Genomic DNA, 26,457 nt, shown 5'->3' with positions numbered 1-26,457 from the left:
AATACAGCGCCTAATATTCAATTTCCTCGAAATCTTTAGGTTTGGGAACAGGTCGTTTGTTTTCTCTATTTTTATTTTCATCCATGTTATGACGCTGTTCATCTCGTGCATCGATAGTTAAGTGGTTTCTGTTCTCTTGCTTTTTCATTGTAATTCTCCCTTAAAGTGATGTTTTTCAAATTTATTATGTGTCGTTCTTTGAAATTCAATCATTATTAAGGAGCCTTTTAAATGGTAAGTCTTTCTCTGGTTAAACTATCCTGAATTTTAAGATCATGATGCTTACTAAGATAGAGAAAAGTTTTACGTTTCGAAAACGCAAATATAGTAAAATGGATTGTATAAATGATAAGAATTACTTGGAGAAAGGCGCTCTAAAGTGAATAAGCAAAACAAATCCAACACAATTCGAAAAAAGAAGTAATCTAAAAAAAGGGGAAATCTTCATTAAAGGAGAGGAAGAAATGAAAATTGATGTAAAAAAATGTCCACTATGCAATCAAGTGAACCATTGTGGAAACGGAAAAAGTGAGTCGGCATGTTGGTGTAGTAAAGAAGCTTTTCCTGAAGAGATTTTCAAGCTACTCCCTAAAGAACAACTCCATAAATCATGCATTTGTAAAGAGTGTTTAGATCAATTTAAAAGTACCCTTAAAATGTGATCAAAAGAGCAGAGGTCTAATCATCCGCTCTTTGTTTCGTCGTTCCATTATTACAATACTACTGATAGTTATTATTTTGCATTTGGTTCATCCAATTCCAAATTTCATAGCTCATTTCTTGACTCATGTTAGCGCCGTTAACATGGTACATACGAAGTTGTGGGTCCGCACATTCATTTGCCCAGTGCATTCCCATCACAGTACCTGACTTATGTGCATTTCAAGCTAAAGTTAACTTTGAGTTTCTAACTCATCTTCAGTAGACCGGATAAAAAATTTATGAAAAATCCATTCGCCAGCAGAAATGATTATCGCTGAAATTAATGCAACAGAAAATGGAATCAACGACCCTTGGAAAAAAGGTCCAACGATCCATATAACTAAAGTGGCTAACACGAGATCAGACAGTGTAGCGATTGTATTATTAGTAGCTTTAAGTATGGCCAAATCTCCGACGATATAACTTAAAATGACGATCAAAACCGCTAAACCAATCGTAGCACCAACTCGATAATTATAAATTCCCGTTAAAATTAATAACAGAATAAGAGTAGCCATGACCAGTTTAATAAGTAGTGCTTGAATATGGCTCATGATTTCATCACCTCCTATTAAAAGTATTTACCCAAAAGTACTTTTTATTAAGCGCTGTTAAAGAGTATTGTTGATTTTGAGCTGATTCCTGAAAGGCGTGTGAAATTAAAACTTCACATGATGAGCCCAAAATCAACTGATATCAACAGCAATATTTAACATAGCTTTTTATTAATGTGTCAGAACTTACTGTCAATTATGTATACCCATATACGTAAATAAATGTTAGAATATTACAGTAGATTAAGTTTTAGGGGGAGAGAAAATGAATGCACATCATCCTTGGTACGTTTTAAGTTATGCAATGAGCAAGGAGTCAGCTATTTTAGAAGATTGTGTGGAACAATTGCAGGAGATCCCTGAAGGTGGGATTGCTGTTTTACCTGAATATGTTGCTAATTCAATTGAAAATTCCGAAATCGCTTTCACCAAGTTAAGAGAGGTTTGTATCGAACGAAAAATTAATGTCATTACTACATTAAATATCATTCCAAATGATTTACCGCATGCAGAAGCAGGAAAAAACTACAATACGTTAACCGTTTTTACGAAAGATGGAGAAGTACATACGCCACAAGCGAAAATTACACCGCAATCCTTTGAGAGAAAACAGTACGATGAAAAATTCCCAGCGATCAATGTCGGTGATTATGATTACTTAAACATCGTTGATATCGACATTAACGGTGAAAAGAAAAAAGTTCTTTTTGTGATTTGCTCGGATATGTATACGTTAATGGCTGGTATTCAAAATATACAAGATCTAAAAGTAGATCTGTGTATTGTACCAGGTAACTTCGGTAACGGTGCAGAAAAAGCGGTGTATCGTACGCTCAATGCGTTTAGGCAAGCAGGTATTTTTGAGACTACAATTTTCGCTAATCCGTATCAAAAGTTAAAAAAACCAACGCATACACCACTCGTTCAGCAAGCGACAGACTATACGAGTAGAGACCAAGCTGAAGAAACGGTCGAGTTAACCGATTGGGACCGCATTCAATTAGTCAAAGAAAACGTTGCAATTTATCCTGATGAGCAAGTTCCAAGCTTTGTGCATATGGCGAGCTTAACGACAATGGACAATGGTAGAATGACAATTGGAATGAGCCGTTTGGCTGTTGATGTAAAAGTAGATAAATACCCTAAAGTGATTTATTTCTAAAACAGCGCTAGAAGAGTAAATTTTTGGCTCAGGTAATATGAACTCTAAAGAGGCGGTCATCAGTAGATGAGTGTCTCTTTTTCAATCAGGGAGTCAGATGTTTTAATGATTTAGGAATTTACGTTAAACTTAGTATGAGTACTTTTTAACACAAGCAGCAAAAATAGAGAGAAAATAGGAGGAACCCCCATGATTCAAGCAATAAATAAACAAGTCATGCACAGTTATCCTGGAATGGTTGCCCTTGTTGCCGTTTCCCACAATAGTGAAAATAACATCATGGCTGCCGGATGGCATTCCTACATATCCTACGAACCACCAATTTACGGTGTTGCGATTGGTAGAGAGCGTCATACGTACCAATTAATGAAAGAAGCAGGAAAGTTCGCTATTAACTTTCTTCCGTTTGAAAAGGCCCATTTTATTCAACAAGCAGGGGTTTATACGGGTTCAAACGTCAATAAGTTTGAACAGGGGAACATGAGCTTTGAACAAGGAATAGTTACAGGTGCACCTATTTTGAATGATGCGTATATCGCTTACGAATGCGAGGTAATCGACCGGAATACATATGGAGATCATGATTGGTTTGTAGGAAACATTGTACAATTTTATCGTGACAATGAGCTTTTTGAAGAGAACGGCTTAGCTAACTTCGATAAGCTATCTATCCCTCTTTATATTGGACGTTCTAAGTATACGAGTGTTGATAAAAATAGTACGTTTGTAGATCATCCTGTTACTACAAAGGAATAATCTTAGCATTGATTGAAATTAGTGTTTAGTGGAATTAAAGGGCCTTATTTTCTTAATATCATAAGAAAAACTGTTTTTACACAAACAATGGCCCTTGCTTCCGTTACAACTCTGTCCTGAAGTTCGTATTAAAATATCAAATACATAACATAAACCATAAAAAATATATCTTTGCCGAGCCTTCACCACTCACGATCGATAGGGGAGACGATGTGATCACGGTACGTATCTATATATACATTCCCGTTGGCTGCAAGGACTGCATAAGCGATATCATCAAGTTTATATTTGCGTTTTTTTAATATATCGAATAACCAATGATTACTCAAATTATTCTCGACTAAATTCTCTTCTATAATTTCTCCATCCATAATGAGTTCGATCGGTAATTTTGTTTCAGCAGGTGCGGGGAGGTTTAAATCCTGTTTTGTAACATGTCGGTATTGTGGTTTTTTCAATACAGTCAAGTTCCCATTTGGCTCAATAATGGCAAATAGCACTTCTTCTATATTAAATACATCTTTCTCACGCATTTGTTGATTTAAGTAATCAATTGTATAGCGCATTTTCCTCATATTTCCTTCTAATATTTTCCCGTTTTGAACGAGTACGATTGGATCTCCAGCAAAAAGTCTTCTAGCCTTGCGATTTTTCATTGAAATATAGGCAGTGATTAAGCTGACAAAAACAAAGATGAAAAAAGCGAGAAGAAAATGGTGAATATCAATCGTCGTATTAAAGGCTAAGTTTGCAGTGATTGAACCTAGTGAAACTGCTGCAATGAAATCAATCGTATTCATTTGTGATATTAATTGTTTTCCTAATATTCGTGCTCCCACCAGTAAGATCGTAAATGCCATTAAAGATCTCAAAATCACTTCAATATGTTCCGCCATTGTTTAACTCCTGATGATTGATCATATTTTCAAGTAAAATTACATTATAATGGTGTATTTTTTACATATAAATATGGAAATATTCTACATTGATCTTTTTTTGTCTTCCCCATATTTCAATGAACTAAAAAAGTGTGTGATTTTTGTCACACACTTTTTTAGTTTATTCATGTAAAATACATTATGAGGTATATACCCTATATGGTAATTTTAGCTATACGAGATCAAAGGGAGGAATATAGTATGAGTAAAAAAATTGTTATTGTAGGTGGAGTTGCTGGTGGAGCAACAGCTGCAGCGCGACTTAGAAGAATAGATGAGACATCAACGATTGTTATGTTTGAAAAAGGAGAATATATTTCTTTTGCTAATTGCGGGTTACCTTATTATATCGGTGAAACAATTAAAGACCGACAAAAGCTTTTAGTACAAACGGTTGAAGGGATGTCTAAAAAATTCAACTTAGATATTCGAAATTTAAGTGAAGTGATTAATATTAATCGTCAAACAAAACACGTAACGGTAAAAAATGTGCAAACAGGAGAGACATATGAGGAATCGTATGATGAATTAGTATTATCACCAGGAGCACGTCCAATTGTTCCACCGATTCCAGGGCTTAATGAGGCAAAAGCGGTTTTCACATTGCGTAATATTCCTGACACAGACCGTATTAAATCATACGTTGATCACCAACAACCAAAACGAGCTGTCGTTGTTGGCGGTGGATTTATTGGTTTAGAAATGGCCGAGAACCTCCATGACCGGGGAATAGAAGTAACGATTGTTGAAATGGCCAATCAGGTCATGGCACCTCTAGACTATGAGATGGCAGCTATTATTCATAACCATCTTGAAAATAAAAGTGTACAACTTATTTTAGATGATGGAGTGAAGTCTTTTGAAAATGAAGGCTCGAAAGTTGTGACTCAATCTGGGCAAGAAATCGAAACGGATTTAATAATTTTATCCATCGGTGTTCGTCCAGAAAATGAACTTGCTATAAAAGCTGGGTTAAATGTTGGTGAGCGAGGCGGAATTCAAGTTAACGACTATCTACAAACGAACGATCCACATATTTATGCGATCGGTGATGCGATTGAGGTAAAAGATTATATTAATGAGCAACCGACTATGATCCCGCTCGCATGGCCAGCCAATCGTCAAGGTCGCATTGTTGCTGACAATATTTACGGCAAAAAGGTAAAGTATAATGGCACTCTCGGAACATCCATTGCTAAAGTGTTTGATTATACTGTTTCGACAACTGGAAATAATGAAAAAACGTTAAGACGATTAGGAATACCATATGAAGTCGTTCACGTTCATCCTGGATCACATGCGGGCTATTATCCAGGTGCAGCTCCTATTGCCCTAAAGCTTGTGTTTGATAAAGACACAGGAAAGATTTACGGTGCACAAGCGGTAGGGATGGATGGTGTTGATAAACGTATTGATGTCATTGCAACAGCCATTAAAGGTAATTTAACAGTACTTGATCTGCCAGATTTAGAATTGGCCTATGCACCGCCGTATTCATCAGCAAAAGATCCTGTCAATATGGCAGGCTATGCAGCGTCTAATATTGTGGATGGTGTGATCGAGACTATTCAATGGCATGAGATTGATGACATTGTCGCAAATGATGGTTTCTTAGTAGACGTTCGCAATCCGATTGAATTAGAAATGGGATATATTAACGGAGCGATCAATATTCCAGTAGATGAGTTGCGCAACCGACTCGATGAACTACCGAAAGAACAAACGATTTATGTCAATTGCCAAGTTGGTTTACGAGGGTATCTGGCTTCGCGTATTTTACAAGAAAATGGCTTTGAAGTGAAAAACTTAGACGGTGGTTGGAAAACGTATTCTTCCGTATTTAAACCAACCAACAACGTAAATTGCAAAGTTGTAACGGATGACGCAGGGGTTGCAAGAATCGAATGTACGAATGAACAGGAACTAAAAGCTGATGTATCAATAGATGCAACAGGTTTACAATGTCCGGGTCCAATAATGAGTGTTGCCAATGCTATAAAATCGATGTCACCTGGTGAAACACTTCAAGTATCAGCTACGGATTCTAATTTCGTCAAAGATTTATCGTCTTGGTGTGATCACAATGGACATTTATTGGTAAAAGAAGTGAGTAACGAAAAAGGATTCCTGGCATACATCCAAAAGAACTAACCGATCATATAAAATATATTGAAATAATAAAACGATAGAAATAACGTACTTTCTTCTAGATAAAATAGATAGTAACTGATCCATTTCAGTGCTATCTATTTTTTTACGTTCTCTTAAAATTATTTGAGAATAGCTATTCTATCTTAAATTGAAACAGATGATGTTAACTGTCAAAATTCGACAATAGGACTTTAGAATTATTTTTAAGAAAATCTATGTTTTTTTGGAAATATATGAATAATTCATATAGAATACTCTGTATGAGAAAAAAAATGACTATTAGATCAGAACATGATATTCGTATTGCCGTTAATGCCGTTCGAATTTTAGCAAACTCACTATCTTTTTCAAAAGTAGATTTGCAGAAATTAATTGTCGCTGTTTCAGAGTTAACACAAAATGTTTTAGATCACACAAATGAACCTGGGATATTCATATGTGAAATGATTGATGGAAGAGGAATTAAGATTACCGTTCAAGATCGTGGTAAAGGAATAAATGAACTAGATCAAATTTTAGAAGGCACAAATAATTTTCAAAAAAAAGGATTAGGTTTAGGTTTAGTAGGTGCAAAAAGATTAGTGGATGATTTCCAAATCGAGACTTCAGAAAAGGGGACGAAGGTCATTGCTACTAAATGGAAAAACAACTAACCAAATAAGAGAAGATAAAGATGACGTTACAGTTGATCGTCTAGCATCAGTTGGTCAAATTGCAGCCGGGATCGCACATGAAGTTAGAAATCCATTGACTGCAGTTAAAGGCTTTCTGCAATTACTAAAAAAAGAACACCCACATGCCTATATTGATATTGCTTCAGAAGAATTAGAAAACGCACTTGCTACGATGCAAAACCTATTAAATGTATCAAAACCTGACTTAGATGAAGAAGGCTATTCTTTTATTAATCTTTGCTCTGAATTAGAAGCGATTCTCTACCTTTTTCAAGATAAGATTTATAATGTTGAGATTGTCAAAGAGTTTGATAATTTTGATGTGAATATTTACGGAAGAAAAAATCAATTAAAAAAAGCATTCTTTAATCTATTGAAAAATTCCTTTGAAGCTATCCCTGACTCTGGAACGATTACAATCAAACACTATATTCAAAATGAGCATTTAGTCGTTTCGATTTCTGACACTGGTGTTGGCATACCTGAAGAAAAGATAAACATGCTAGGCACGCCCTTTTTTACTTCTAAAGAAGCAGGGACGGGAATGGGGTTAACGCAAGTTTATTCGACAATATACGAACATCATGGAAAGATCGAAGCAACGAGTGAAGTAGGGTTTGGAACTAATTTCACTATTTATTTTCCAATCCAACAAAATAATGGTATAGGAGTGATGAAATTGAACTTAGTTTATGAAGAACAGCAGACCTTTAATGAATTTTATCTAACGAATAAAGAAGTGTTCAATGACCTACTTTCAAGACAGTCTCGAGAGTTGTTTGAAAGAATTAAAGAAAACAATGAAATGAATGACCAATTCATTTTAAATTCAACGCACAAAGTTATCGAGTTTTTACATGAAGCAAATGAATACGGTTTAATAATGCATGCGAAGGAACAAGGGAAGAAATGGGCGATGCACGACATCGAGTTAATCCTTATTTTAGAATGGTTTCAAATGGTTCGAAAAATATATTGGGACTTCTTGGCTAATTATTATGAGCAACAAATTCAACTTAACTTACAAGAATTTTTCGAACTTGAAAGACGTGTAAACTATAACTTAGATTCATATATTAAGCATTTCTCATCTAGTTTTTCAGAATACAGTCAAGAACTTATTCAATCGCAAAATGAGCTCATTGATGATTTAAATGTGCCGATCATTCCACTATATGATACGATGGCAATCTTGCCTATTATTGGTGCGGTTGACACACGCCGTGCTAAAAATATTCAAGTCAAATTATTAGAAGAAATACATAACCAGAGTTTAAAACATATTATTATTGATTTATCGGGTGTCGCTTATTTAGATACAGCTGTACTTGGACACTTATTCAAAATTATTAACGGGATCCGCATTCAAGGTTGTAAAGCTGTACTCACTGGAATACGACCAGAAATTACTAATACAATTGTTGAATTGGGTATTGAACTTAATGAGAAAGTTGAAACAAAAGGAACATTACAGCAAGCGATTCAAGACTATAATGAATCTCTCAAAATCAGCAGAAATTAATCAAATCCTACAACATGAAGGAACAATAACAGTATAAATGGGCTAAAAGAAAATGTTTAAAAAAATCGGAGTTCTCTCTTTGGGAATGCCGATTTTTTATGTTTTTGACTGTTTGTAATTGATGTGATGGTGAAAAAGTAGCTATTAATATATTTAGGGTTTAAAAAAGCATTCTAGATAGTGAACCTTTTAAAAAAATTTATTTAATATCTTAAACGTTTCTTAATATTTGCCCTGTATAAATGAAAGCAAGAGATGAGGAGGGTATTATGGAGCAATTTTTTTCTTTAGGTCCGATCCAATTACCGACTAAGTGGATTTTTATTGGCCTGGGTTTTTTAGCAGCCTATATCGCAATGAAGTTTCGCATTAAACATAAGCATGTGAACGACAAATTATTAATTGATCCTGTTTTTAATGCGGTGGTCTTCGGATGGATCATTTGGAAGCTAAGTTATATTTTGTTTCATCCGATTTATGCCTTTACGAATCCATTAGGGATTTTATATTTCAATGGAGGAAGAAAAGGAATTGTATTAGCACTTATTGCAGGAGGTATCTATTTATACTATCAATCTAAAAAACATAAGTTAAGTTTAACGATTTACATTGACTTATGTTTAACTGGTTTATTAGCAGGTTCGATCATTTTTTATACCTATCAGGATCAGTGGGGCTTTGTATACCACGCTGGCCAGATCGGTTTAGCATTCTTTTTACTAGTTGGTCTATTTAAGCTGGTTAAACCAGTGGGAGAATGGCACCGTTTATCTTTGCTCATATTAATCTACAGTTTAGGACAATTCTTTTTACAGAATTTTTCGAACTCTTTTGATGTTTTCTTATCGTTTACGTTCGGGCAAGTGATCTTTTTTGTCATTATGGTTCTCACACTAGCTTTTAAAACGAAAGGAGGGGAAACAGATCGATAATTTATCTTTATTAGTGGCCTTTTCGGCGGGAATGTTATCTTTCTTTTCACCTTGCGTTTTTCCGCTTATTCCAGCTTACATTGCTACGTTAACAGGGTCATCAATTAGCGATAATAAGGTGAATGCGATGAAGAGAACTGTCATGGTTCGCTCTGTTAGTTTTATCCTAGGGTTTAGTATCGTGTTCATTTTACTAGGGGCGTCTGCAAGTTTTATGGGTCAATTATTTTTTGAGAATCGTAATCTTGTTGAGAAAATGAGCGGATTTCTTATTATTGTGTTTGGTTTACAAATGGCTGGTTTATTGAAGTTGAAGTTTTTAATGCGTGAAAAAAGAGTGCAAGTGAATACAACGAGACGTGGGATGGGAAATTCCTTCATTATTGGCATGGCTTTTGCGTTTGGATGGACACCATGTGTAGGCATTGTTCTTTCATCGATCCTTCTTTTAGCCGCATCAGTGGAAACGATGGGAAGTGGGATGTTAATGCTTGCGGTGTATTCCCTAGGTTTAGGTATACCCTTTTTCATCTTATCAATTTTACTAACGTACTCACTAAAAGTAATAAAAAATGTAAATAAATGGTTACCTAAATTGAGTATCTTTAACGGGTGGGTGTTGATTGGCCTTGGATTGTTGTTATTTACTGGGCAGTTTCAAAAACTTAGTGCATGGTTAGCACAATTTAGTTTTATTTCTTAAAAGAGAGGACGAATAGTTATGAAACGAAATATCATTGTTATTGTTTTATTAGCTGGTTTAATTACATGGGGCTTGTTCGATTTAAGGGGAGAAAATGGGGTGAAAACCGCAAATGAGGAACAAGTCGTTCAGACGGTAACAGATGCGGAATCTACAACTGAAATAGACGAAGAGGCGGATACAGATACCGAAACCGAACAGGAAAATACAGTTAAGAAAGAGCCGAAGGAAGAAATAATTGTCGGCTTGCAACAAGGAAATTATGCTCCTGATTTTGAACTTGAAACACTAGACGGGAAATTTGTAAAATTATCTGATTTCTATGGACAAAAAGTCATCCTTAATTTATGGGCTAGCTGGTGCCCGCCTTGTAGAGCCGAGATGCCTCATATGCAAGATTTTTATGAAAAATATAAAGATGAGGGCATCACAATACTAGCAGTCAATTTAACAACATTAGAGAGAAACACAGAAGACATCGTTCCATTTGTGGAAGATGAATTTCAATTGACGTTTCCCATTTTACTCGATGTTGACGGGGAAATTGGTCAAATTTATCAAGCATTTTCAATTCCAACAACGTATATTATAGATACCAGTGGAAGAATTCAGCACAAAGTAATTGGCCCGATGTCTTATGAAATGATGGAACACTTCAAAAATAATATTGATTAATTGCGCGATCGCTTTTAAAGTGTAAAGTAATAGTTTGATAGAAGTCAGATAGTTGAAAGCACAGTTCAATAAAAGCCAATTGAAATGTGTAGCCCAAGCAAAAACAGCTAAGAAGGCGGAGGTCAAAGTGAATACGAAAGGTAAGTCGATTTTAATCGTTGAAGACGATATAAAGATTAGGCAATTAATTAAAATTTATTTAGAAAAAGAAGGCTATGAAGTGTGGGAAGCTGAGGATGGGAAGCAAGCGATTGAAATGTATGACCTTTATGAACCTTGTTTTACGATCATTGACTTAATGCTCCCTAAAGTGAGTGGTGAAGAAGTGTGCGAATGGATCCGCACGGTGAAAAAAAGTGACAGCCCAATTATTATGGTTACCGCAAAAGTTGATGAGACCGATCGAATCAACGGATTAAAAATGGGGGCAGACGATTACGTAACAAAACCCTTTAGTCCCAAAGAACTTGTTGCTAGGGTCGAAGCGGTTCTTCGTCGCACAGCCAATCGCTGTCATAAAATCAGTTATCGAGGGATTACTATTAAACCGTACAAAGGTGAAGTGAATTATGCAGGCAAAGAACTCTCGCTTACTAACAATGAGTGTAAGCTTTTACATATGTTAATGAAAAACCCGAACCAAGTATTGTCTAGAGATCAAATGATAGCAGAATTGTACCCGAATGATGAAAAAGAAATTACGTGGCGAACGATTGATGTTCATGTGCGGAACCTGCGCGAAAAGCTAAGAAAAGTCGATGCTCCTGATTGTATCCAAACTGTAAGAGGGATGGGGTATCAATTTGTTGCGTTTTAAACCAATTTTACATCAGATAATAAAACGCAAACTAATGTGGAAACTAACGCTTATCAATAGTATTGTGATCGGGTTGGTGATTTGGTTAGTCGGTATCTCAGTCAAAGACTATGCTTGTTATTTAATTGAAAAAGAAAATGCTCTTAGTGTAGAGCAACGGCTTGCGTTTATCGAAGGGATGGACACTTATCTTTTATTCGCTGTTATATTGTCAGTCATGATTGCAGCTGTTGTCCACTTTTATTTTATTTCTCGGTTACTAGAGCCACTGCACAGTCTAACGAATGCAACAACAGAGATTATGGAAGGTAAATATCCTCAATTAACTGAAAACACCGCCCAAGATGAGATCGGTCAATTAACGCTACACTTTAATGAGATGGTCAATTATATGAAGAAGATTGAGCATAACAGAGAAAAGATTACAAGAGATGTTGCCCACGAATTACGTACGCCGCTAACGAACATCAATGGTTACCTAGAGGCATTAAGCACGGATGTCATTAAAGGTGATAATCAATTATTTCAATCGCTCCATGAAGAATCTTTACGTTTAACCCATTTGGTTGAGCAATTACGACAAATTAATAAGTGGAACGAACATGAGCGAAACACTGCAAAGTATGAATGGGTTTCGATGAAATCACTATTGGAACAGGCGCTGCATCATTTTCAAATGGAGCTTCAAAAGCAAGCGATCATCGTAGACCTTCAACTATGTGATGTCACACTGTTTGTGAATAAAAACGGATTACTTCAGGTGATCTACAATTTAATCGAAAATGTCCATCGGTATGATCAAGGGAAGTGGATGAAGATTAAAGGGGGTGTCAACGACCGACAATATAAACTACAAATAACGAACGAGGGTCTACCTATCCAGGTTGCCGATCCAGATGAACCATTTGAACGATTTTATAGAGCTGAAGCTTCACGTAACCGCAACACTGGTGGTTCAGGATTAGGGCTATCGATCGTAAAAGAAATTATTGAGAGTCATCACGGGAAAGTCGGTTTTTCTACAGAAAATAATATCCATACGTTTTGGTTTACAATTCCAATATCACGTTCGCAGGACCAGATGAGTGATTTATAAGTTATCGACAATAAAAGTCCGACTCTGACGATAAATAATAACTCGCTTGATGCAGACGATAAGTATGCAAAAACATTAGGATGTTTTCCTAATGTTTTTTTTATGATGTTGCTATTTTGTTAATGAGCATTATGCAATTTTTTAAGCGAACACCGTAAACTGTTCTTCAAATTATTTCAATGACCAATGTATTTTCTTTTTCTCTAATATTGCTAATAGTGCGTTTCGCTCTTTTTGAATTTCAGTAGCGGTACGAACACCGAGATGTCGAATTACGGGTAATGGGGGACACCATCCTTGGAGAGCGTGTCGTAATAAAAAGTAGCCAACCACTCCTGAAAACAAGTGCCAACTTTTATTTTTAGTGAAGCCTAAGAATGTTCCTATCAATATAAAGCTAGCAGCTGAGGTTTCTAATAGTCTTTCTGTATCCCATTCTTGATCCAATTCCATTAATCGCTTTAAAATATCTTCCTTACTTTTATATTTAAAATTTTCAATCGATAACCGTGTAGCTTCTCCAATTTTTTCATTGATTTTTTTCGATGTATGCATTGAAACTCTTGCTGTCGTAGCAGGTAGTAATGCCATTTAGTTTCACCTCATTATGTATTATGAAATAAATAAACGAACAATATGCACCACGATATATGGTATAGTGCCCATTCTCAACCACCAAATTAAATACTTAAAATGGAAAAACATCCATCAAGGGGACAAACCTATGGCTGTATTTTAATTAATAAGCTGAAAAATAATATACATGTTATGAAAGGAGGCAATTAACATGGAAGTTACTGTAAATAAGATCTTAGATGCAAAAGGTTTAGCTTGTCCAATGCCAATCGTAAAGACAAAAAAAGAAATCGATACCCTTGAACCTGGACAAGTAATGGAAATTCAAGCAACAGATAAAGGGTCTACTGCTGACATTAAAGCTTGGGCTGGTAGTACAGGCAATCAGTATTTAGGAACTGTTGAAGATGGAGAAATCCTAAAGCATTACCTTCGTAAAGCAAGTGCAGAGGAAGAAAAAACGGAAACCACTCATCCTCATGTTACTAGCCTAGATGATTTATCAAAGAAAATCGAAGGAAATGAAAAAGTTAAAGTACTAGATGTTCGGGAATCTGCTGAGTATGCTTTCGGTCATATTCCAGGAGCTGTGCATATTCCACTTGGAGAACTTGAAGAACGTTTTGAAGAATTAGATAAAAATGATGAAATTCATGTTGTTTGTCGTAGTGGAAGTAGAAGTGATTTAGCGGCTCAACAGTTATCTGAAAAAGGATTTACAAACGTAAAGAACGTCGTTCCTGGAATGAAAGATTGGACAGGCCCGACCGAAAAAACACATTAATGAAGGAGTGTTCTAAATGAAAATTGCAATTATCGCTGCTAATGGTGGTATGTTTGATGCTTATAAAGTTTTTAATATAGCTACAGCTGCCGCTGCTACTGATGCTGAAGTCGGTATATTTTTTACCTTTGAGGGACTTAATCTGATCCATAAAGAAGCTCATAAGAATTTGCCAATGCCAGCTGGTGCAGAGCACTTTCAAGAAGGTTTCCAAAGAGAGAATGTTCCTCCAGTAGATCAACTAGTGGGAATGGCAATTGAAATGGGGGTTAAAATGATTGCTTGTCAAATGACTATGGATGTTATGAGTTTAGAAAAAGACCAGTTTGTGGATGGTGTTGATGTCGGTGGTGCGGTAACGTTTTTAACGTATGCTAAAGATGCAGATATTACCTTAACGTTTTAACTCATAGAAAAAGGAGAGCTTTTGATGAGCCAAGATACTGCAGTAAAAGGAATTTCCGTTAAAGAATTAACCCAAAAAATAATTGCTGGGGACCGAGTGTTTATACTAGATGTTCGAAACACAGGTGACTTTGATGATTGGAAAGTGGAAGGAAAAAACGTTGAAGTTATAAATAAACCTTACTTTGACTTGATCGAAAGCGTCGATCCCATTATGGACAAGCTTCCTAAAGGAGAACCCATCTATGTTGTTTGTGCAAAAGGTGGTTCGTCTGAATTCGTTGCAGAACAAATCGCCGATAAAGGGTACGATAATGTGTATTCGATTGAAGGTGGTATGAACGCGTGGAGCGAACATCTTGAACCGATTAAAATTGGTGAACTCACAAATGGAGGAGCTATTTATCAATTCGTTCGTATTGGTAAAGGATGTTTATCTTATTATATTGAGTCCAACGGCGAAGCAGCGATCGTGGATACTGTTCGGGTTACAGCACCGTTTGAGCAATTCATCAATGAGCATAACGTAAAACTTACCCATGTTCTTGATACTCATCTTCACGCTGACCATATTTCAGGCGCAAGAGCGATGGCTGAAAAATACGGCGCAACGTATCATTTACCTCCAAAAGATGCTGAAGAAGTAACCTTTAGTTATACTCCATTAGAAGATGGTAATGAAATTAAAGTTGGTGACGTTACGATTAAAGCCGTTTATTCACCAGGCCATACAATCGGAAGTACGTCATTAATCATCGATGATAAATACCTCTTAACTGGTGATATCTTATTTATTGATTCGATTGGGCGACCTGATTTAGCAGGTAAAGCAGAGGACTGGGTGGTTGATTTAAGACAAACGCTATATCAGCGTTATAAAGAGTTAGCTGATAGCCTCATCGTCTTGCCTGCCCATTACATGGGGATGAATGAAATGAATGAGGACGGTAGTATATCCAAAAGTCTTGAAAGTTTATATGATGAAAACCACGGCTTAAATATCCATGAAGAAGATGAATTTAGAAAAACAGTAACTGAAAATTTACCACCTCAACCAAATAGCTACCAAGAAATTCGTGAAACAAATATGGGTAAAATAACGCCAGATACCGAAAAGCAACGCGAGATGGAAATCGGGCCTAACCGATGCGCGGTTCGTTAATTAATGTCGGACAAATTATTAAACATGAAAAGTATATAAAGATTGCTTAGTTTGCAATCTTTATATACATACCTTATAACAAAAAGGAGAAGCAAGTTTAATGAGTTACTTTCTAAAGCATTGAAATAATAATAGGTTTGAATGGACGTTGGAGAGGAGTCTTTTTATGAAGGAAAAAAAGGAGACACAGGAATCAAAATATATTCAACAGCATTTAGCTAATGAAAGAACGTACCTTGCTTGGATTCGAACGGCCATTGCCATCATTGGTATCGGATTTTTAGCGACAACCCTGCATTACAATACACCCCTTGTGGATATCTATGACCAAACACTAGCGATATTTATTAGTATTTTTTCTTTACTTTTAGGACTTCTAACGATTGTATTAGCCACTTTAATCTATCTAAGAAATAGAAAGAATATAAATACGCAAACCTTTCACTCTTCATTTAAACTAATTATTTTCATGACCACCGTTATTGCTTTCATCTTATTGGTGTTTGCTATTTATTATTTAGTTTTATAAAAGGTTTGACATTATACCTTGTAGGGTATATTATAGTAATTGTAAAGCAACAATCCATAACATTCCCAGTTTAATGGAGGGATAACGATGATGTACAACGATCAAATGAAAAATAGAGTCAAACGCGTTGAAGGACAAATCAAAGCGATTTTGCGAATGATGGAAGAAAACAAGGATTGTAAAGATCTTGTTGTCCAATTATCTGCCGCTAGAAACGCATTAGACCGAACGTTAGCAGTAGTTGTTAGTGCAAATCTCGAACATTGTGTGAGAGAGCAACTACAAAAGGGAGAAAATACGGATGCACTCATCCAAGAAGCCGTGAACATGTTAGTTAAAAGTAGGTAGTTAAAGTTTCTTTTTTTAAAATAGAAATATACCTATGGGGGTAAGTTGTAAAAGACTATCATCATTTTAAATTCAAGGAGGAAATGAATGGAGTACCTAAATTATATCATTCCAATATTTTTCGTATTATTTTTAATTAACAAACTTATGCCAACAAAAGGTGTTAGACAGATGACTACAGTTGAATTAAAGCAAGTATTAAACAAAAAAGATGTTCAACTGATTGATGTTCGAACACCTGGAGAGTTCAGTTCTAATCACATTAAAAAGTTTAAAAACATTCCACTTCATGAACTTTCGACTAAAGTAAATCAATTATCGAAAGAAAAAGAAATAGTCGTTATTTGTCAAAGTGGCATGAGAAGTAATAAAGCGACGAAGATTTTAAAAAAATTAGGGTTTGAAAATGTAACGAATGTGAAAGGTGGCATGAGTGCTTGGAATTAAACGAACAAGGAGGGATTACGTTGAAACAAATCATGCCAAATGAAGCGGGAGAGTTAAAAAAAGACGATTCAATAACTTTTATTGATGTTCGTGAAGTGGCTGAAGTTGCTGCTGGGAAAATTCAGGGTGTGATCAACATCCCTCTTGGATTACTAGAGTTCAGAATGCACGAACTAGATAAATCAAAAGAATATATTATTGTTTGCCGATCTGGTGCGAGAAGTGCAACTGCAGTTAAATTTTTAGAAAGCTACGGCTTTAATGTCACTAACTTAGCTGGTGGAATGAACGCTTGGACTGGAAAGGTCATCTAAAAATTTTTGTTTAATCAAATACCCATTGTGGTATATAAATGATAAAGAATAGGTTGAAAGGGGATTTTACAAATGAAAAACATAACTATCTATACGACAAATTCATGTCGTTACTGTGTGATGCTAAAAAACTTCTTAATGGACCAAAAAATTCCGTTTAAAGAAGTGAACCTTGAAACGAACCCAGCGTTAATGCAAGACTTGGTACGAAAAACAGGTCAGTACGGGGTTCCACAAACAGAAATTAATGGTCAATGGGTGTTAGGCTTTGACCCGAATACGATTATTAATCTATTGAATAATTAAGATACTAATTACAATTTTAGGAGGAATTTATTATGAGTGGAAAATTAGCAATTATCGCAAGTAATGGTGGGTTATTTGACGCATATAAAGTATTTAACGTAGCAAATGCTGCAGCAGCAACCGATCAAGAAGTAGCAATTTTCTTTACATTTGAAGGCTTAAACTTAATTCATAACGAAGCACACAAACAACTTCCAATGCCTGAAGGAAAAGAACATTACCAAGCTGGCTTTGAAAAAGCACAAGTTCCATCTATCCCTGAACTCGTACAAATGGCACAAGAAATGGGTGTAAAATTGATTGGCTGCCAGATGACGATGGACGTAATGGGATTAGAGAAGGACCAATTCGTTGACGGTATTGAGGTAGGTGGAGCTGTTACATTTTTAGAGTTTGCAAAAGGCGCTGATGTAACTCTAACATTTTAATCCTATATTTTTTTAATTAATAATATACTAATGGGGGTATAAGATATGACTGTAAAAGCTATGGAAGCTAAAGAAGTGACGAAAAAGGTTTTTAACAAGGAAAACTTATTTATTTTAGACGTTCGTAATGAAGCAGACTTTGCTGATTGGAAAATTGAAGGAGAGAATTTTGCGTATTTCAATATCCCTTACTTTGATTTATTAGATGGTGTTGAAGGAATTATGGATAAAATTCCTACTGATAAAGAAATCTTAGTTGTTTGTGCAAAAGAAGGTTCATCTATTATGGTAGCAGAAATGCTTTCTGAAGCAGGGTTCGATGTCTATTACCTAAAGGGTGGAATGAAAGCTTGGAGCGAACACTTAGAGCCAGTAAAAGTTGGGAATTTAACAGACGGTGGAGAACTATACCAATTTGTCCGTATCGGTAAAGGCTGCTTATCTTATATGGTCGTTTCTAACGGTGAAGCTGCTATTATCGATTCAACTCGTATGACGAAGGTTTACACAGATTTTGCAATGGATATGAACGTAACCATTAAGCATGTATTTGATACACATCTTCACGCCGATCATATTTCAGGTGGTCGTATAATTGCTGAACAAACCGGCGCAACGTATTGGCTACCACCGAAAGATGCAGAAGAAGTAACATTTGAATACGCACCATTAGAAGGTGGAACCGATGTGAAAATCGGTCATACAACGATCAATATTCATGCTCTTTATTCTCCAGGCCATACGATTGGATCCACATCTTTTGTAATTGATGAGAAATTCTTACTCTCAGGAGATATTCTTTTCATCGACTCAATTGGTAGACCTGACTTAGCAGGAAAAGCTGAAGATTGGGTAGCTGATTTAAGAGAGTCACTTTACAACCGTTACCGTGAATTATCAGAGGATTTAATTGTTCTTCCAGCTCACTTTATGATTATTGATGAGCTGAATGATGACGGTAGTGTATCAGAAAAATTAGGAACACTATTTGCACAAAATCATGGCTTAAATATTACTGATGAAGACGAATTTAGAAAAATCGTTACAGAAAACTTACCGCCACAACCAAATGCTTATCAAGAGATTCGAGAAACGAATATGGGTAAAATAAACCCTACGGATGACGAAAAGCGTGAAATGGAAATCGGACCAAACCGTTGTGCGGTTCGCTAAGCAAAATATTGAATCATAGGCTTCTAGTGATACTGAAGAAGCTGGAATATTAAAGTTCTGGAAGGGTAATAGCTTATTCTATATAACTTTTATCAAAACAGAATAGTTTACTCACTAATAGACCTTCCCTACACAAATAGGGAAGGTCATGTTTTTAAGCTAATTATTGTTTTCATCTATAGGAAGCTTTAATTCTACCTCAGTTCCTTTGCCCACCGTACTATCGATTTGTATTTTTCCTCCATACGATTCCACAATTCGCTTACATACTACTAGTCCTAAACCTGTTCCTGTTTCTTTCGTAGTAAAGAAAGGTTCGAATACACGATTCAATATATCTTCAGGCATACCAATCCCACTATCGATAACATGAATGACACAATATTTCCCCTTCTTTTCTAAAGAAATTCTCACTTGACCGCTATTTTCACTTACCGCATCTAAAGCATTTTTTATTAAATTTAATAAAACTTGTTTAAGGTGATCTTTTACACACGAAATGGGAAGTCTGTCGTACGTATATTCGATAGATAGGTCAACACTTTTAAAATTAGCTTCTGAATGAATAATTGGCTCTATTTCTTTTATAATGTCTTTGGCGCAATACGTACTTAATTTATGTGCAGTAGGTTTTCCTAGGAGTAGTAATTCGCTAACGATTGTGTTGATCCGGTTGACCTCTTGTTGGATGACATTAAAGTAAAGTTGATCGTTTTCATTATTATATTTTTCACTTAAAAGCTGAACCAATCCCTTAATCCCAGTTAACGGATTCCGTATTTCATGGGCTGTGCTAGCTGCTAAGTTTTCAACTAATTCCATTTTTTGCATTTCATTTTGTTTCTTTTCGATTTTAAGTTGTCTCTTTAGCAAAGAGTATTGAATTAACATAAATAAGATATGAGTGAAAATTAACAAGATTACTACATTGGTAAAAAATGCCTTAGCATAAAGGTTATTATCTGCGGTTTCTAGCTGAGCCTGGATCCTCCACGGTACTTTGTCAATTTCTACTGTGAAGCTATATGCTCCATCCAAAGCAAGGTTTGACCCCGTGCCTATGATCATTTGTCCTGTATCGTCGATAACCCAAACCTCTTCGTCTTTACTATGCTTAATAACCGATTCCTCTATCTTATCAATTCTCAAACTACTTAATAATACTCCGCTCAGTTCTCCATTGTTTAGGACTGGAGTAGCAATGGTTATGATAAAGCGCCCTGTCACACGGCCAATGTGGGCAGGGGAAATCGTGTACTGTCCTGTTTGTATTGCTTCTTGAAAATATGGACGATCTCCTATGTTTATTGGTTGAAGAAGTTCATTTGTTCCAATCAATAAATCGCCTTCTGGATTAGACCAATAAAACCCCGAAAATCGGACGTCCTTTTCTCGAGTTCTCTTTAAAATCTCTTCAACATTACTTAAATCATCCGGATTAATTTCAATTAAAGTCGCTAACATATCAATCCTACTAACGGTTTCTCCTATAAATCGATCGATCTGACTGGCATGGAGGTTAGCGTAACTTTGAGCCATATCCATATAGATATTTTCGATTTCTTGTATTTTTTGTAGTGCTAGAGCATGACTAATCGTTATCGTAGGTATGATCGTAATCATTAAGTAGACCAGCACATTCTTCTTTGACCTAATGAATCTTTTCCAAAACATACTAACTCCTTATAGGAAAGTTTTATATTAATACATTTATAACATCTTAGCATTATAATCATACCAATGGTAGTGAAAAAATCGACATTAACCGTCATTTTTATTGGTGTAAAATTTTTAAAATTGTTACATTTTTTTCTTCCTGTGAAAAAAAAGAAAGGTATAATAGTACTATTCTAGCTGATTCTTGTCGAATTTAGATATAAATGCAACAATAAAATGGTTTAAAAGATAGAGATAATGGGAACCTATTATTTATTTGGCTCATGTAAATAATTCTAAGTTTTATTAAAAATAGGTCTTAATACATGAAAGAGCCATTTACTTAATTCGTTCTATAGAAAATGGGGGACTCAAAATGGTAGACAAACGATATAAACGGAATGAAGCCTTTAGGTATGACTTCGGTAAACCACTAGGCTGCGAGTATAGGCACATAACAACGGTTTATGATATTGAAACGAAATCAGTACCGTTTCAAGGGGAAATCAATAATATTAGTCCGAATGGCTTACAGTTAAATTGCAGTAAAGAGGATGTTAATAACTTAAAAAATGGTGAACAAGTTGAAGTGACTTTTACGTTATCGACCGAAATTTTTGTTATGGTCGGTGAAGTTGTTTGGGAGAAAAAAGATGTCTATGGCTCATTGTATGGAATTAAGTTTTTAACGCTCGGAATGGAACAAACAATCGTGGATGAGCTTAAAAAGTATGCAAAAGAACAGCTCAAAAAGTGACGGTTAACTTTTTTAGTGACTATTTGGGACATGTTTTCATGAAGTAGGAGAGGGATTCAATGGAACGTATTCGAACAAGTGATCATTCAAGAATGGAACAAATCAAGCTTACAGGAATTACAGAAGAAAAATTGGCATTTCTTTCACGCTATAAAACAACTCTTATACCTATCATTCCTTCAGTTGTTGATGAACTTTATGATGAGCTACTAGCAATCGATGAATTACGACACTTTATTGATAATCACTCAACATTAAGTCGTTTAAAAGAAGCACAAAAACTATATTTAGAACAGTGTTTTTCAGGAATAATAGACGATGCTTACATACAAGGTCGTTTTAATATTGGGAGAGTACATTCTCATATTGGACTAGAATTAAAATGGTATTTAGGTACTTATACGAAATACTTAGAACTTATTTCTAATCAGGTGGAACATTTACTACCTGATCAACATAACCAAATTATTACGATTATTCAAGCGTTGTTCTCAATTGATATGCAGATCACATTAGATTCATACAATCATTTTACAATCGACAAAGTGACAAATCCACTTCGTCATAAATTAAATCATATGTTGTCACTCTATGGGTTTACAGAGGATGATTTTAACAGACTGGATGATTTTGCGGGCTTATTTTCTTTTCAAATTGATGATATATTTCACCAATTTGCATTAGTTCTTCATGACAGGCTAAAAGATAATAAAGATGTAAAGCTGCCCGTCGATCAAGAAGCATTTTACAATTACTGTATTTAAGTTTAAAGGACTTTAATTTTCTTGATATTGGGGCCTATGAAATTAGTAATACGGATTTTGGGAGAATCACTTGGGTGGACGAAAAGCTCGTCGAACTTGTAAAAACTAAACGATATATCGGTCCGGATAAGCTAGTGGGCAGAAGGTGCTATGAAGGAATTCATGGAAGAGTCATTCCCTGTCCACAATGCCCCGTCTTAAAAAACACAACCGAACCGATCTTAGTATCCATAGAAGACAAGGAAGAAGCTAATTATTTTAAAATAAGGCAATTACCTGTAACGGAAGTTTTTCATTTATCTCGATCGATCTTATTAATGCAAGATACAACAAAAGAAGCGAAAATGATGTTCGATACACTGGATAAATTATTGCAATTAGCTGAATTTCGAGATGATGATACAGGAAATCATATTAATCGAATTGGAATCTTGTCCGGCATGTTAGCACGGTTAGCCGGAAAGGATGAAGCATTCGTCGAGCAAATTGCGATTGCTGCAAAGTTTCACGATATTGGTAAAGTAGGTATTCCTGATTCTATCTTAAATAAAGAAGGAAAGCTGGACTCTAAAGAGTGGGAATTTATGAAAACTCACGCTGACATCGGTCATCAAATCTTATCTAATCTCGATATTCCTATTATCAAACTAGCGGCATCGATCGCTCATACCCACCATGAGTGGTGGAATGGACACGGTTATCCTAATGGAATGAAAGAAATGGAGATCCCGTTTGAAGGTCGAGTTGTAGCAATTGTTGATGTATTTGATGCGCTCCTATCAAAACGTGTGTACAAAGACGCTTTTCCACCTGAAAAGGTGAAGAGCATCATAGAAGAGGGACGCGGTAAGCAATTTGATCCGAAGCTCGTTGATTTATTCCTTCGCCTTTGGGATGAGTTTCTGACGTACCACCTTAAAATGGTGAATGACAGCGGGCAAGAAGTTCCTGTGAAGCATCATTTATAGTTTAATGGTTTGAAAGTTAAACGAATAGTGAAGGACAAGGAAGTGAGGAGCCTTGTCCTTTTATACTTTAATTTTTCAGTCGCTTGAATTAGTTTCATTTTACTACTTAAGATTTCCTATTTATTAACCGATATTATCTAAAACAACAGAATAACCTTCGAAAATGGCAAACTTGTTGAAAAATAAGGACGCAAAGTCACGGGCCTAAAGCACTTATGTCATGGTCGCCGGACTACCGATAGGGTTGGGATAAAAGTTTTAAACCAAGTTTAAATGGTTTTGTACTTTTTATAAGAGCCTATCAATCTAATTGGTAGGCTTTTATTATTCGACCTTTAGCCCATGTAAGACAGAAGGGGATAAAAGGAGGTTTATCGTTATTTTTCTTTTTGAAAACTATAATTTAGAATGGGTGAGATCATGGACAAGACATCAATTATAGGAATTATTTTAGGCGTTGCCGCTATTCTATTAGGTTTAATTTTTAAAGGAACGAGTTTACTTGTTTTACTTAACCCTGCAGCATTATTTATTATCTTTTTCGGCACAGCTGCTACGATTTTAATTGGGTTTCCTGGGAACGAAGTGAAACGGATCCCTAAATTATTTAAAGTATTATTTCAAGATCAAAAAAATCCAAACGTGAATGATCTTATTAAAACGTTTGTAGACCTCAGTTCATTAGCTAGAAAAGAAGGCCTATTAGCCCTAGAGAGCCAAGTGGAAACGATTGAAGATCCTTTTTTAAAGCAAGGAATGAAAATGGCTGTCGACGGAATGGAAGCTGATTATATTCGGGATACGATGGAAGAAGAACTAACAGCGATGGAAGAGAGACATTTAGCTGGTGCAGCTATTTTCACACAAGCAGGTACATACGCTCCGACGTTAGGAGTTTTAGGGGCGGTTCTCGGGCTTATTGCCGCACTAGGTAATTTAAATGATATGGACGCCTTAGGTTATGCGATTGCTGCAGCATTCGTTGCAACTTTGTTTGGTATTTTCACAGGATATGTACTGTGGCATCCATTTGCCAATAAGTTAAAAAGAAAATCAAAACAAGAAATAATGATTAAAAGCATGATGATCGAAGGGGTGTTGTCCATCCAGTCAGGAGTTGCACCGAGAGCGATTGAAGAAAAGCTAAGAGTCTATGTTCCATATTCCGACCGCGCTAAACTTGGAGAGGCTGTAAACCGAGGAGAAAGTGTCAATGGGTAGACGACGAAAAAAGAAACATCACGAGGAACATATCGATGAATCGTGGCTAATTCCTTACGCTGACATGTTAACCTTATTATTAGCGCTCTTTATCGTACTATTCGCGATGAGTACCATAGATGCTGAGAAATATCAGCAAATGATGGAGGTTTTTAATGAAAACTTTCAAGGTGGCGGTAGTATTTTAGAGCATCCAACTCCTTCGTTAGAACCAAATCTAACGACTCCCGAAAAGAGCGAGGAAGAGGAAGTTGATGTTAAAACACGAGAACAGTTGGATTTAAAAAAGCTACAGGAACAAATCGACCGTTACATTCAAGAGAACGCTCTCAGTGACGAATTAGAAACCCAGTTATCATCCGAAGGGCTACTATTAACGATATTAGATAACGCCTTATTTTACTCAGGAAGTGCAAGCGTGAGAGAAGATGCTGAAGTGCTTGCAGACAAGATTTCAGACTTGCTCGTTACTGACCCTCCTCGAAAAATCGTGGTTGCAGGACATACGGATAATGTTCCGATTCGAACCCAACAATTTCGATCCAATTGGGACTTAAGTGCACAACGAGCTCTTAACTTTATGAAGATTTTACTGGAAAATCCGCAATTAGATCCTCGAAACTTAAGTGCTACAGGGTATGGTGAATATCATCCAGTTGCATCAAATGAAACCGATGAAGGAAAAGCGAAAAACCGTCGTGTCGAAGTTCTGATATTACCAAATTTTAATATTGATTAGAAGAGTTTTCGGGAAAACAGTGGAAACGGGTAGGGCGAAGTATCTACCTGTTTTTATTTTGATGTAGAGGGCCCAATATTAGTACTGGTGTGATCATAGACGTTATTTTTATAGATGGTATATTTTACAAAATATATCAAATCCTATAAGCAAATAATCGTTAACATCTATGGGAGGAATGTTTATGAGAAGAGCACTGGTGCTATTCGTCATTGTACTTTTGGTCTGTATTCAACTGCCGCTTGTCACTTTAGCACAAATTAATGAAGAAGTCATTGAGCAGTATCTTTCCCCTATTGGTTGGACCAAATCAGACTTAGAGGACTATTTACAAAACTACTTCGATTTGTCGGTCAATGATTTCGGCACTTTCGAAGAGCTAAAAGAATGGGTAGGAACACCAATAACCGCTGAAAACCGTCAGCAACTTTTAAATCGGTACACTATGTCTTTTGACGAACTGGAAATTCTTCTCATCGAACATGGTGACTCTCCACAAGACTACTATTTCTTAGAAGACTTAGACGCAGCCATCGACTTTTATCTTACATACAGCCATGAACTGGATGAAGTCACAGGCTTTTTTGAACAGTTAGGAATAACAGACGATGAGCTAGACCGGCTTTTTTTACATTTAAGTAAGTTAGATGAAGAAACTGTCGAAGCGCATATGAGCACTATAGAGGCGAGGCTGTTAGCTATGGGTGATTTTTCGATGGTTACAGAGTTAACAGAACAACAGAAACAGGAAATTGCTTCTATATCTACCGATATGTTGGCTACTTTGAAGATGACAGCAACATTTTATCTAGAATGGAATGGTCAAAGGGAGGCTTTTTCGCTTTTAAGCTTATTAGATAGGGAGAGCTTAGATGGAAAGATACTCGTTATCGAATTTTACGATGATGAAGGAAACTTGCTATTAGATTTATCGATTGATGAAAATATATTTGACTCGCAGTTCTTATCTGATATTGGAAAGATGTTACCGGTACTTCCGCACTTAGCTCATGAACACCCGCTTGGAGAAAAGATGCCTGAAACTGCTTCACCATACGTTACAAATATATTAATTGGTTTAATCCTTTCGTTATTAGCTACCCTGTTATATGTTCGTCTCCGTCGTAAGGGGATAAGACATGCTTCTTAGATTTTTTAATTCAGAAAGAATGATGGGCCTAAAACTCATCATTCTTCT

The 26,457-nt window shown here is 35.9% G+C and carries 32 protein-coding genes, 1 pseudogene and 1 riboswitch; of the genes and pseudogenes, 27 read left to right on the top strand and 6 right to left on the bottom strand.

Annotation, left to right across the window (positions count from 1 at the left end; translation table 11 throughout):
• Positions 1 to 10 precede the first annotated feature (10 nt).
• Positions 11 to 148, bottom strand: coding sequence for a hypothetical protein (locus ACNSTQ_RS14015; protein WP_418200437.1), 138 nt, complete (start codon positions 146 to 148; stop codon positions 11 to 13).
• A gap of 316 nt (positions 149 to 464) precedes the next feature.
• Here ACNSTQ_RS14015 and ACNSTQ_RS14010 point away from each other — a divergent pair, with 316 nt between their 5' ends.
• Positions 465 to 662 carry a cysteine-rich CWC family protein gene (locus ACNSTQ_RS14010; protein WP_418200436.1) on the top strand — a complete coding sequence of 66 codons (198 nt, stop codon included), beginning with the start codon at positions 465 to 467 and terminating at the stop codon, positions 660 to 662.
• A 58-nt stretch (positions 663 to 720) separates the two neighbouring features.
• Here the strand turns inward: ACNSTQ_RS14010 and ACNSTQ_RS14005 are convergent.
• Both ACNSTQ_RS14005 and ACNSTQ_RS14000 read right to left on the bottom strand, forming a co-directional pair.
• A pseudogene (locus ACNSTQ_RS14005) lies at positions 721 to 867 on the bottom strand (spore coat protein); the annotation flags it as partial.
• 26 nt (positions 868 to 893) lie between these two features.
• Positions 894 to 1,256 carry a DUF2512 family protein gene (locus tag ACNSTQ_RS14000; protein ID WP_418200435.1) on the bottom strand — a complete coding sequence of 121 codons (363 nt, stop codon included), beginning with the start codon at positions 1,254 to 1,256 and terminating at the stop codon, positions 894 to 896.
• 265 nt (positions 1,257 to 1,521) lie between these two features.
• Between ACNSTQ_RS14000 and ACNSTQ_RS13995 the strand changes: the two genes are divergently transcribed.
• Positions 1,522 to 2,418: a hypothetical protein gene (locus ACNSTQ_RS13995; protein WP_418200434.1), complete on the top strand. Its 897-nt coding sequence runs from the start codon at positions 1,522 to 1,524 to the stop codon at positions 2,416 to 2,418.
• Positions 2,419 to 2,607: 189 nt separating this feature from the next.
• A complete protein-coding gene (locus ACNSTQ_RS13990) occupies positions 2,608 to 3,174 on the top strand; it encodes a flavin reductase family protein (RefSeq protein ID WP_418200433.1) in 567 nt (188 codons plus the stop codon).
• Positions 3,175 to 3,356: 182 nt separating this feature from the next.
• Here the strand turns inward: ACNSTQ_RS13990 and ACNSTQ_RS13985 are convergent, their stop codons facing one another.
• Positions 3,357 to 4,070, bottom strand: a complete 714-nt coding sequence (locus ACNSTQ_RS13985; protein ID WP_418200432.1) for a DUF421 domain-containing protein — start codon at positions 4,068 to 4,070, stop codon at positions 3,357 to 3,359.
• Between the two features lie 243 nt (positions 4,071 to 4,313).
• On the opposite strand from ACNSTQ_RS13985, the gene cdr reads away from it, so the two are divergent.
• The 8 genes from cdr to ACNSTQ_RS13945 all read left to right on the top strand — a co-directional run bounded on the left by cdr (position 4,314) and on the right by ACNSTQ_RS13945 (position 12,682).
• Positions 4,314 to 6,263 (top strand): CoA-disulfide reductase, encoded by a 1,950-nt coding sequence (cdr, locus tag ACNSTQ_RS13980; protein ID WP_418200431.1) that lies wholly within the window; start codon positions 4,314 to 4,316, stop codon positions 6,261 to 6,263.
• A gap of 272 nt (positions 6,264 to 6,535) precedes the next feature.
• The gene (locus ACNSTQ_RS13975; RefSeq protein WP_418200430.1) at positions 6,536 to 6,916 is read left to right on the top strand and encodes an ATP-binding protein; all 381 of its coding nucleotides are present in this window, start codon (positions 6,536 to 6,538) and stop codon (positions 6,914 to 6,916) included.
• Entirely contained in the window at positions 6,891 to 8,459 is a 1,569-nt protein-coding gene (locus tag ACNSTQ_RS13970; protein ID WP_418200429.1) for an ATP-binding protein, read from the top strand. The genes ACNSTQ_RS13975 and ACNSTQ_RS13970 overlap by 26 nt, the downstream gene beginning before the upstream one ends.
• A gap of 269 nt (positions 8,460 to 8,728) precedes the next feature.
• Positions 8,729 to 9,391 carry a prolipoprotein diacylglyceryl transferase family protein gene (locus ACNSTQ_RS13965; RefSeq protein ID WP_418200428.1) on the top strand — a complete coding sequence of 221 codons (663 nt, stop codon included), beginning with the start codon at positions 8,729 to 8,731 and terminating at the stop codon, positions 9,389 to 9,391.
• 13 nt (positions 9,392 to 9,404) lie between these two features.
• A complete protein-coding gene (locus ACNSTQ_RS13960; RefSeq protein WP_418200427.1) occupies positions 9,405 to 10,094 on the top strand; it encodes a cytochrome c biogenesis CcdA family protein in 690 nt (229 codons plus the stop codon).
• 18 nt (positions 10,095 to 10,112) lie between these two features.
• Positions 10,113 to 10,769: a peroxiredoxin family protein gene (locus ACNSTQ_RS13955; RefSeq protein ID WP_418200426.1), complete on the top strand. Its 657-nt coding sequence runs from the start codon at positions 10,113 to 10,115 to the stop codon at positions 10,767 to 10,769.
• Positions 10,770 to 10,896: 127 nt separating this feature from the next.
• Positions 10,897 to 11,586: a response regulator transcription factor gene (locus tag ACNSTQ_RS13950; protein WP_418200425.1), complete on the top strand. Its 690-nt coding sequence runs from the start codon at positions 10,897 to 10,899 to the stop codon at positions 11,584 to 11,586.
• Complete coding sequence (locus ACNSTQ_RS13945) at positions 11,573 to 12,682, top strand: sensor histidine kinase (RefSeq protein ID WP_418200424.1); 1,110 nt, start codon at positions 11,573 to 11,575, stop codon at positions 12,680 to 12,682. The genes ACNSTQ_RS13950 and ACNSTQ_RS13945 overlap by 14 nt, the downstream gene beginning before the upstream one ends.
• A 171-nt stretch (positions 12,683 to 12,853) precedes the next feature.
• Here ACNSTQ_RS13945 and ACNSTQ_RS13940 read toward each other — a convergent pair whose 3' ends face one another.
• Entirely contained in the window at positions 12,854 to 13,273 is a 420-nt protein-coding gene (locus ACNSTQ_RS13940) for a DUF2892 domain-containing protein (protein ID WP_418200423.1), read from the bottom strand.
• 196 nt (positions 13,274 to 13,469) lie between these two features.
• On the opposite strand from ACNSTQ_RS13940, the gene ACNSTQ_RS13935 reads away from it, so the two are divergent.
• From ACNSTQ_RS13935 to ACNSTQ_RS13890, 10 genes are all read left to right on the top strand, one after another.
• Positions 13,470 to 14,042, top strand: coding sequence for a sulfurtransferase TusA family protein (locus tag ACNSTQ_RS13935; protein ID WP_418200422.1), 573 nt, complete (start codon positions 13,470 to 13,472; stop codon positions 14,040 to 14,042).
• A 16-nt stretch (positions 14,043 to 14,058) separates the two neighbouring features.
• The gene (locus tag ACNSTQ_RS13930) at positions 14,059 to 14,448 is read left to right on the top strand and encodes a DsrE/DsrF/DrsH-like family protein (protein ID WP_418200421.1); all 390 of its coding nucleotides are present in this window, start codon (positions 14,059 to 14,061) and stop codon (positions 14,446 to 14,448) included.
• A 24-nt stretch (positions 14,449 to 14,472) separates the two neighbouring features.
• Complete coding sequence (locus tag ACNSTQ_RS13925) at positions 14,473 to 15,609, top strand: MBL fold metallo-hydrolase (RefSeq protein WP_418200420.1); 1,137 nt, start codon at positions 14,473 to 14,475, stop codon at positions 15,607 to 15,609.
• A 166-nt stretch (positions 15,610 to 15,775) separates the two neighbouring features.
• Positions 15,776 to 16,138, top strand: a complete 363-nt coding sequence (locus ACNSTQ_RS13920; protein WP_418200419.1) for a YidH family protein — start codon at positions 15,776 to 15,778, stop codon at positions 16,136 to 16,138.
• A gap of 87 nt (positions 16,139 to 16,225) precedes the next feature.
• Positions 16,226 to 16,486 carry a metal-sensitive transcriptional regulator gene (locus ACNSTQ_RS13915; protein WP_418200418.1) on the top strand — a complete coding sequence of 87 codons (261 nt, stop codon included), beginning with the start codon at positions 16,226 to 16,228 and terminating at the stop codon, positions 16,484 to 16,486.
• Between the two features lie 87 nt (positions 16,487 to 16,573).
• Complete coding sequence (locus ACNSTQ_RS13910; RefSeq protein WP_418200417.1) at positions 16,574 to 16,933, top strand: rhodanese-like domain-containing protein; 360 nt, start codon at positions 16,574 to 16,576, stop codon at positions 16,931 to 16,933.
• 32 nt (positions 16,934 to 16,965) lie between these two features.
• Positions 16,966 to 17,247, top strand: a complete 282-nt coding sequence (locus ACNSTQ_RS13905; protein WP_418200455.1) for a rhodanese-like domain-containing protein — start codon at positions 16,966 to 16,968, stop codon at positions 17,245 to 17,247.
• Between the two features lie 72 nt (positions 17,248 to 17,319).
• Positions 17,320 to 17,553, top strand: a complete 234-nt coding sequence (locus ACNSTQ_RS13900; protein WP_418200416.1) for a glutaredoxin family protein — start codon at positions 17,320 to 17,322, stop codon at positions 17,551 to 17,553.
• Positions 17,554 to 17,585: 32 nt separating this feature from the next.
• The gene (locus ACNSTQ_RS13895) at positions 17,586 to 17,981 is read left to right on the top strand and encodes a DsrE/DsrF/DrsH-like family protein (protein ID WP_418200415.1); all 396 of its coding nucleotides are present in this window, start codon (positions 17,586 to 17,588) and stop codon (positions 17,979 to 17,981) included.
• Between the two features lie 45 nt (positions 17,982 to 18,026).
• A complete protein-coding gene (locus ACNSTQ_RS13890) occupies positions 18,027 to 19,154 on the top strand; it encodes an MBL fold metallo-hydrolase (protein WP_418200414.1) in 1,128 nt (375 codons plus the stop codon).
• Between the two features lie 159 nt (positions 19,155 to 19,313).
• Here ACNSTQ_RS13890 and ACNSTQ_RS13885 read toward each other — a convergent pair whose 3' ends face one another.
• Positions 19,314 to 20,828, bottom strand: coding sequence for an ATP-binding protein (locus tag ACNSTQ_RS13885; RefSeq protein ID WP_418200413.1), 1,515 nt, complete (start codon positions 20,826 to 20,828; stop codon positions 19,314 to 19,316).
• Positions 20,829 to 21,186: 358 nt separating this feature from the next.
• On the opposite strand from ACNSTQ_RS13885, the gene ACNSTQ_RS13880 reads away from it, so the two are divergent.
• The 6 genes from ACNSTQ_RS13880 (at position 21,187) to ACNSTQ_RS13855 (ending at position 26,409) form a co-directional block, all read left to right on the top strand.
• Positions 21,187 to 21,567, top strand: a complete 381-nt coding sequence (locus ACNSTQ_RS13880) for a PilZ domain-containing protein (protein WP_418200412.1) — start codon at positions 21,187 to 21,189, stop codon at positions 21,565 to 21,567.
• A gap of 59 nt (positions 21,568 to 21,626) precedes the next feature.
• Complete coding sequence (locus ACNSTQ_RS13875) at positions 21,627 to 22,331, top strand: protoglobin domain-containing protein (protein ID WP_418200411.1); 705 nt, start codon at positions 21,627 to 21,629, stop codon at positions 22,329 to 22,331.
• A gap of 74 nt (positions 22,332 to 22,405) precedes the next feature.
• Positions 22,406 to 23,299: an HD-GYP domain-containing protein gene (locus tag ACNSTQ_RS13870; RefSeq protein WP_418200410.1), complete on the top strand. Its 894-nt coding sequence runs from the start codon at positions 22,406 to 22,408 to the stop codon at positions 23,297 to 23,299.
• 155 nt (positions 23,300 to 23,454) lie between these two features.
• Positions 23,455 to 23,539: riboswitch (cyclic di-GMP riboswitch) on the top strand.
• Positions 23,540 to 23,719: 180 nt separating this feature from the next.
• Positions 23,720 to 24,520 carry a flagellar motor stator protein MotA gene (motA, locus tag ACNSTQ_RS13865; RefSeq protein WP_418200409.1) on the top strand — a complete coding sequence of 267 codons (801 nt, stop codon included), beginning with the start codon at positions 23,720 to 23,722 and terminating at the stop codon, positions 24,518 to 24,520.
• The gene (gene motB, locus ACNSTQ_RS13860) at positions 24,513 to 25,259 is read left to right on the top strand and encodes a flagellar motor protein MotB (RefSeq protein WP_418200408.1); all 747 of its coding nucleotides are present in this window, start codon (positions 24,513 to 24,515) and stop codon (positions 25,257 to 25,259) included. The genes motA and motB overlap by 8 nt, the downstream gene beginning before the upstream one ends.
• Before the next feature lie 184 nt (positions 25,260 to 25,443).
• Positions 25,444 to 26,409 carry a processed acidic surface protein gene (locus ACNSTQ_RS13855; protein ID WP_418200407.1) on the top strand — a complete coding sequence of 322 codons (966 nt, stop codon included), beginning with the start codon at positions 25,444 to 25,446 and terminating at the stop codon, positions 26,407 to 26,409.
• Positions 26,410 to 26,457 lie beyond the last annotated feature (48 nt).

This window comes from Alkalihalobacterium sp. APHAB7 (assembly GCF_048323755.1).
GTDB lineage: Bacteria > Bacillota > Bacilli > Bacillales > Bacillaceae_F > Alkalihalobacterium.
Note: the sequence above shows the minus strand (reverse complement) of the source record. Positions and strands in the feature narration are given on the sequence as shown.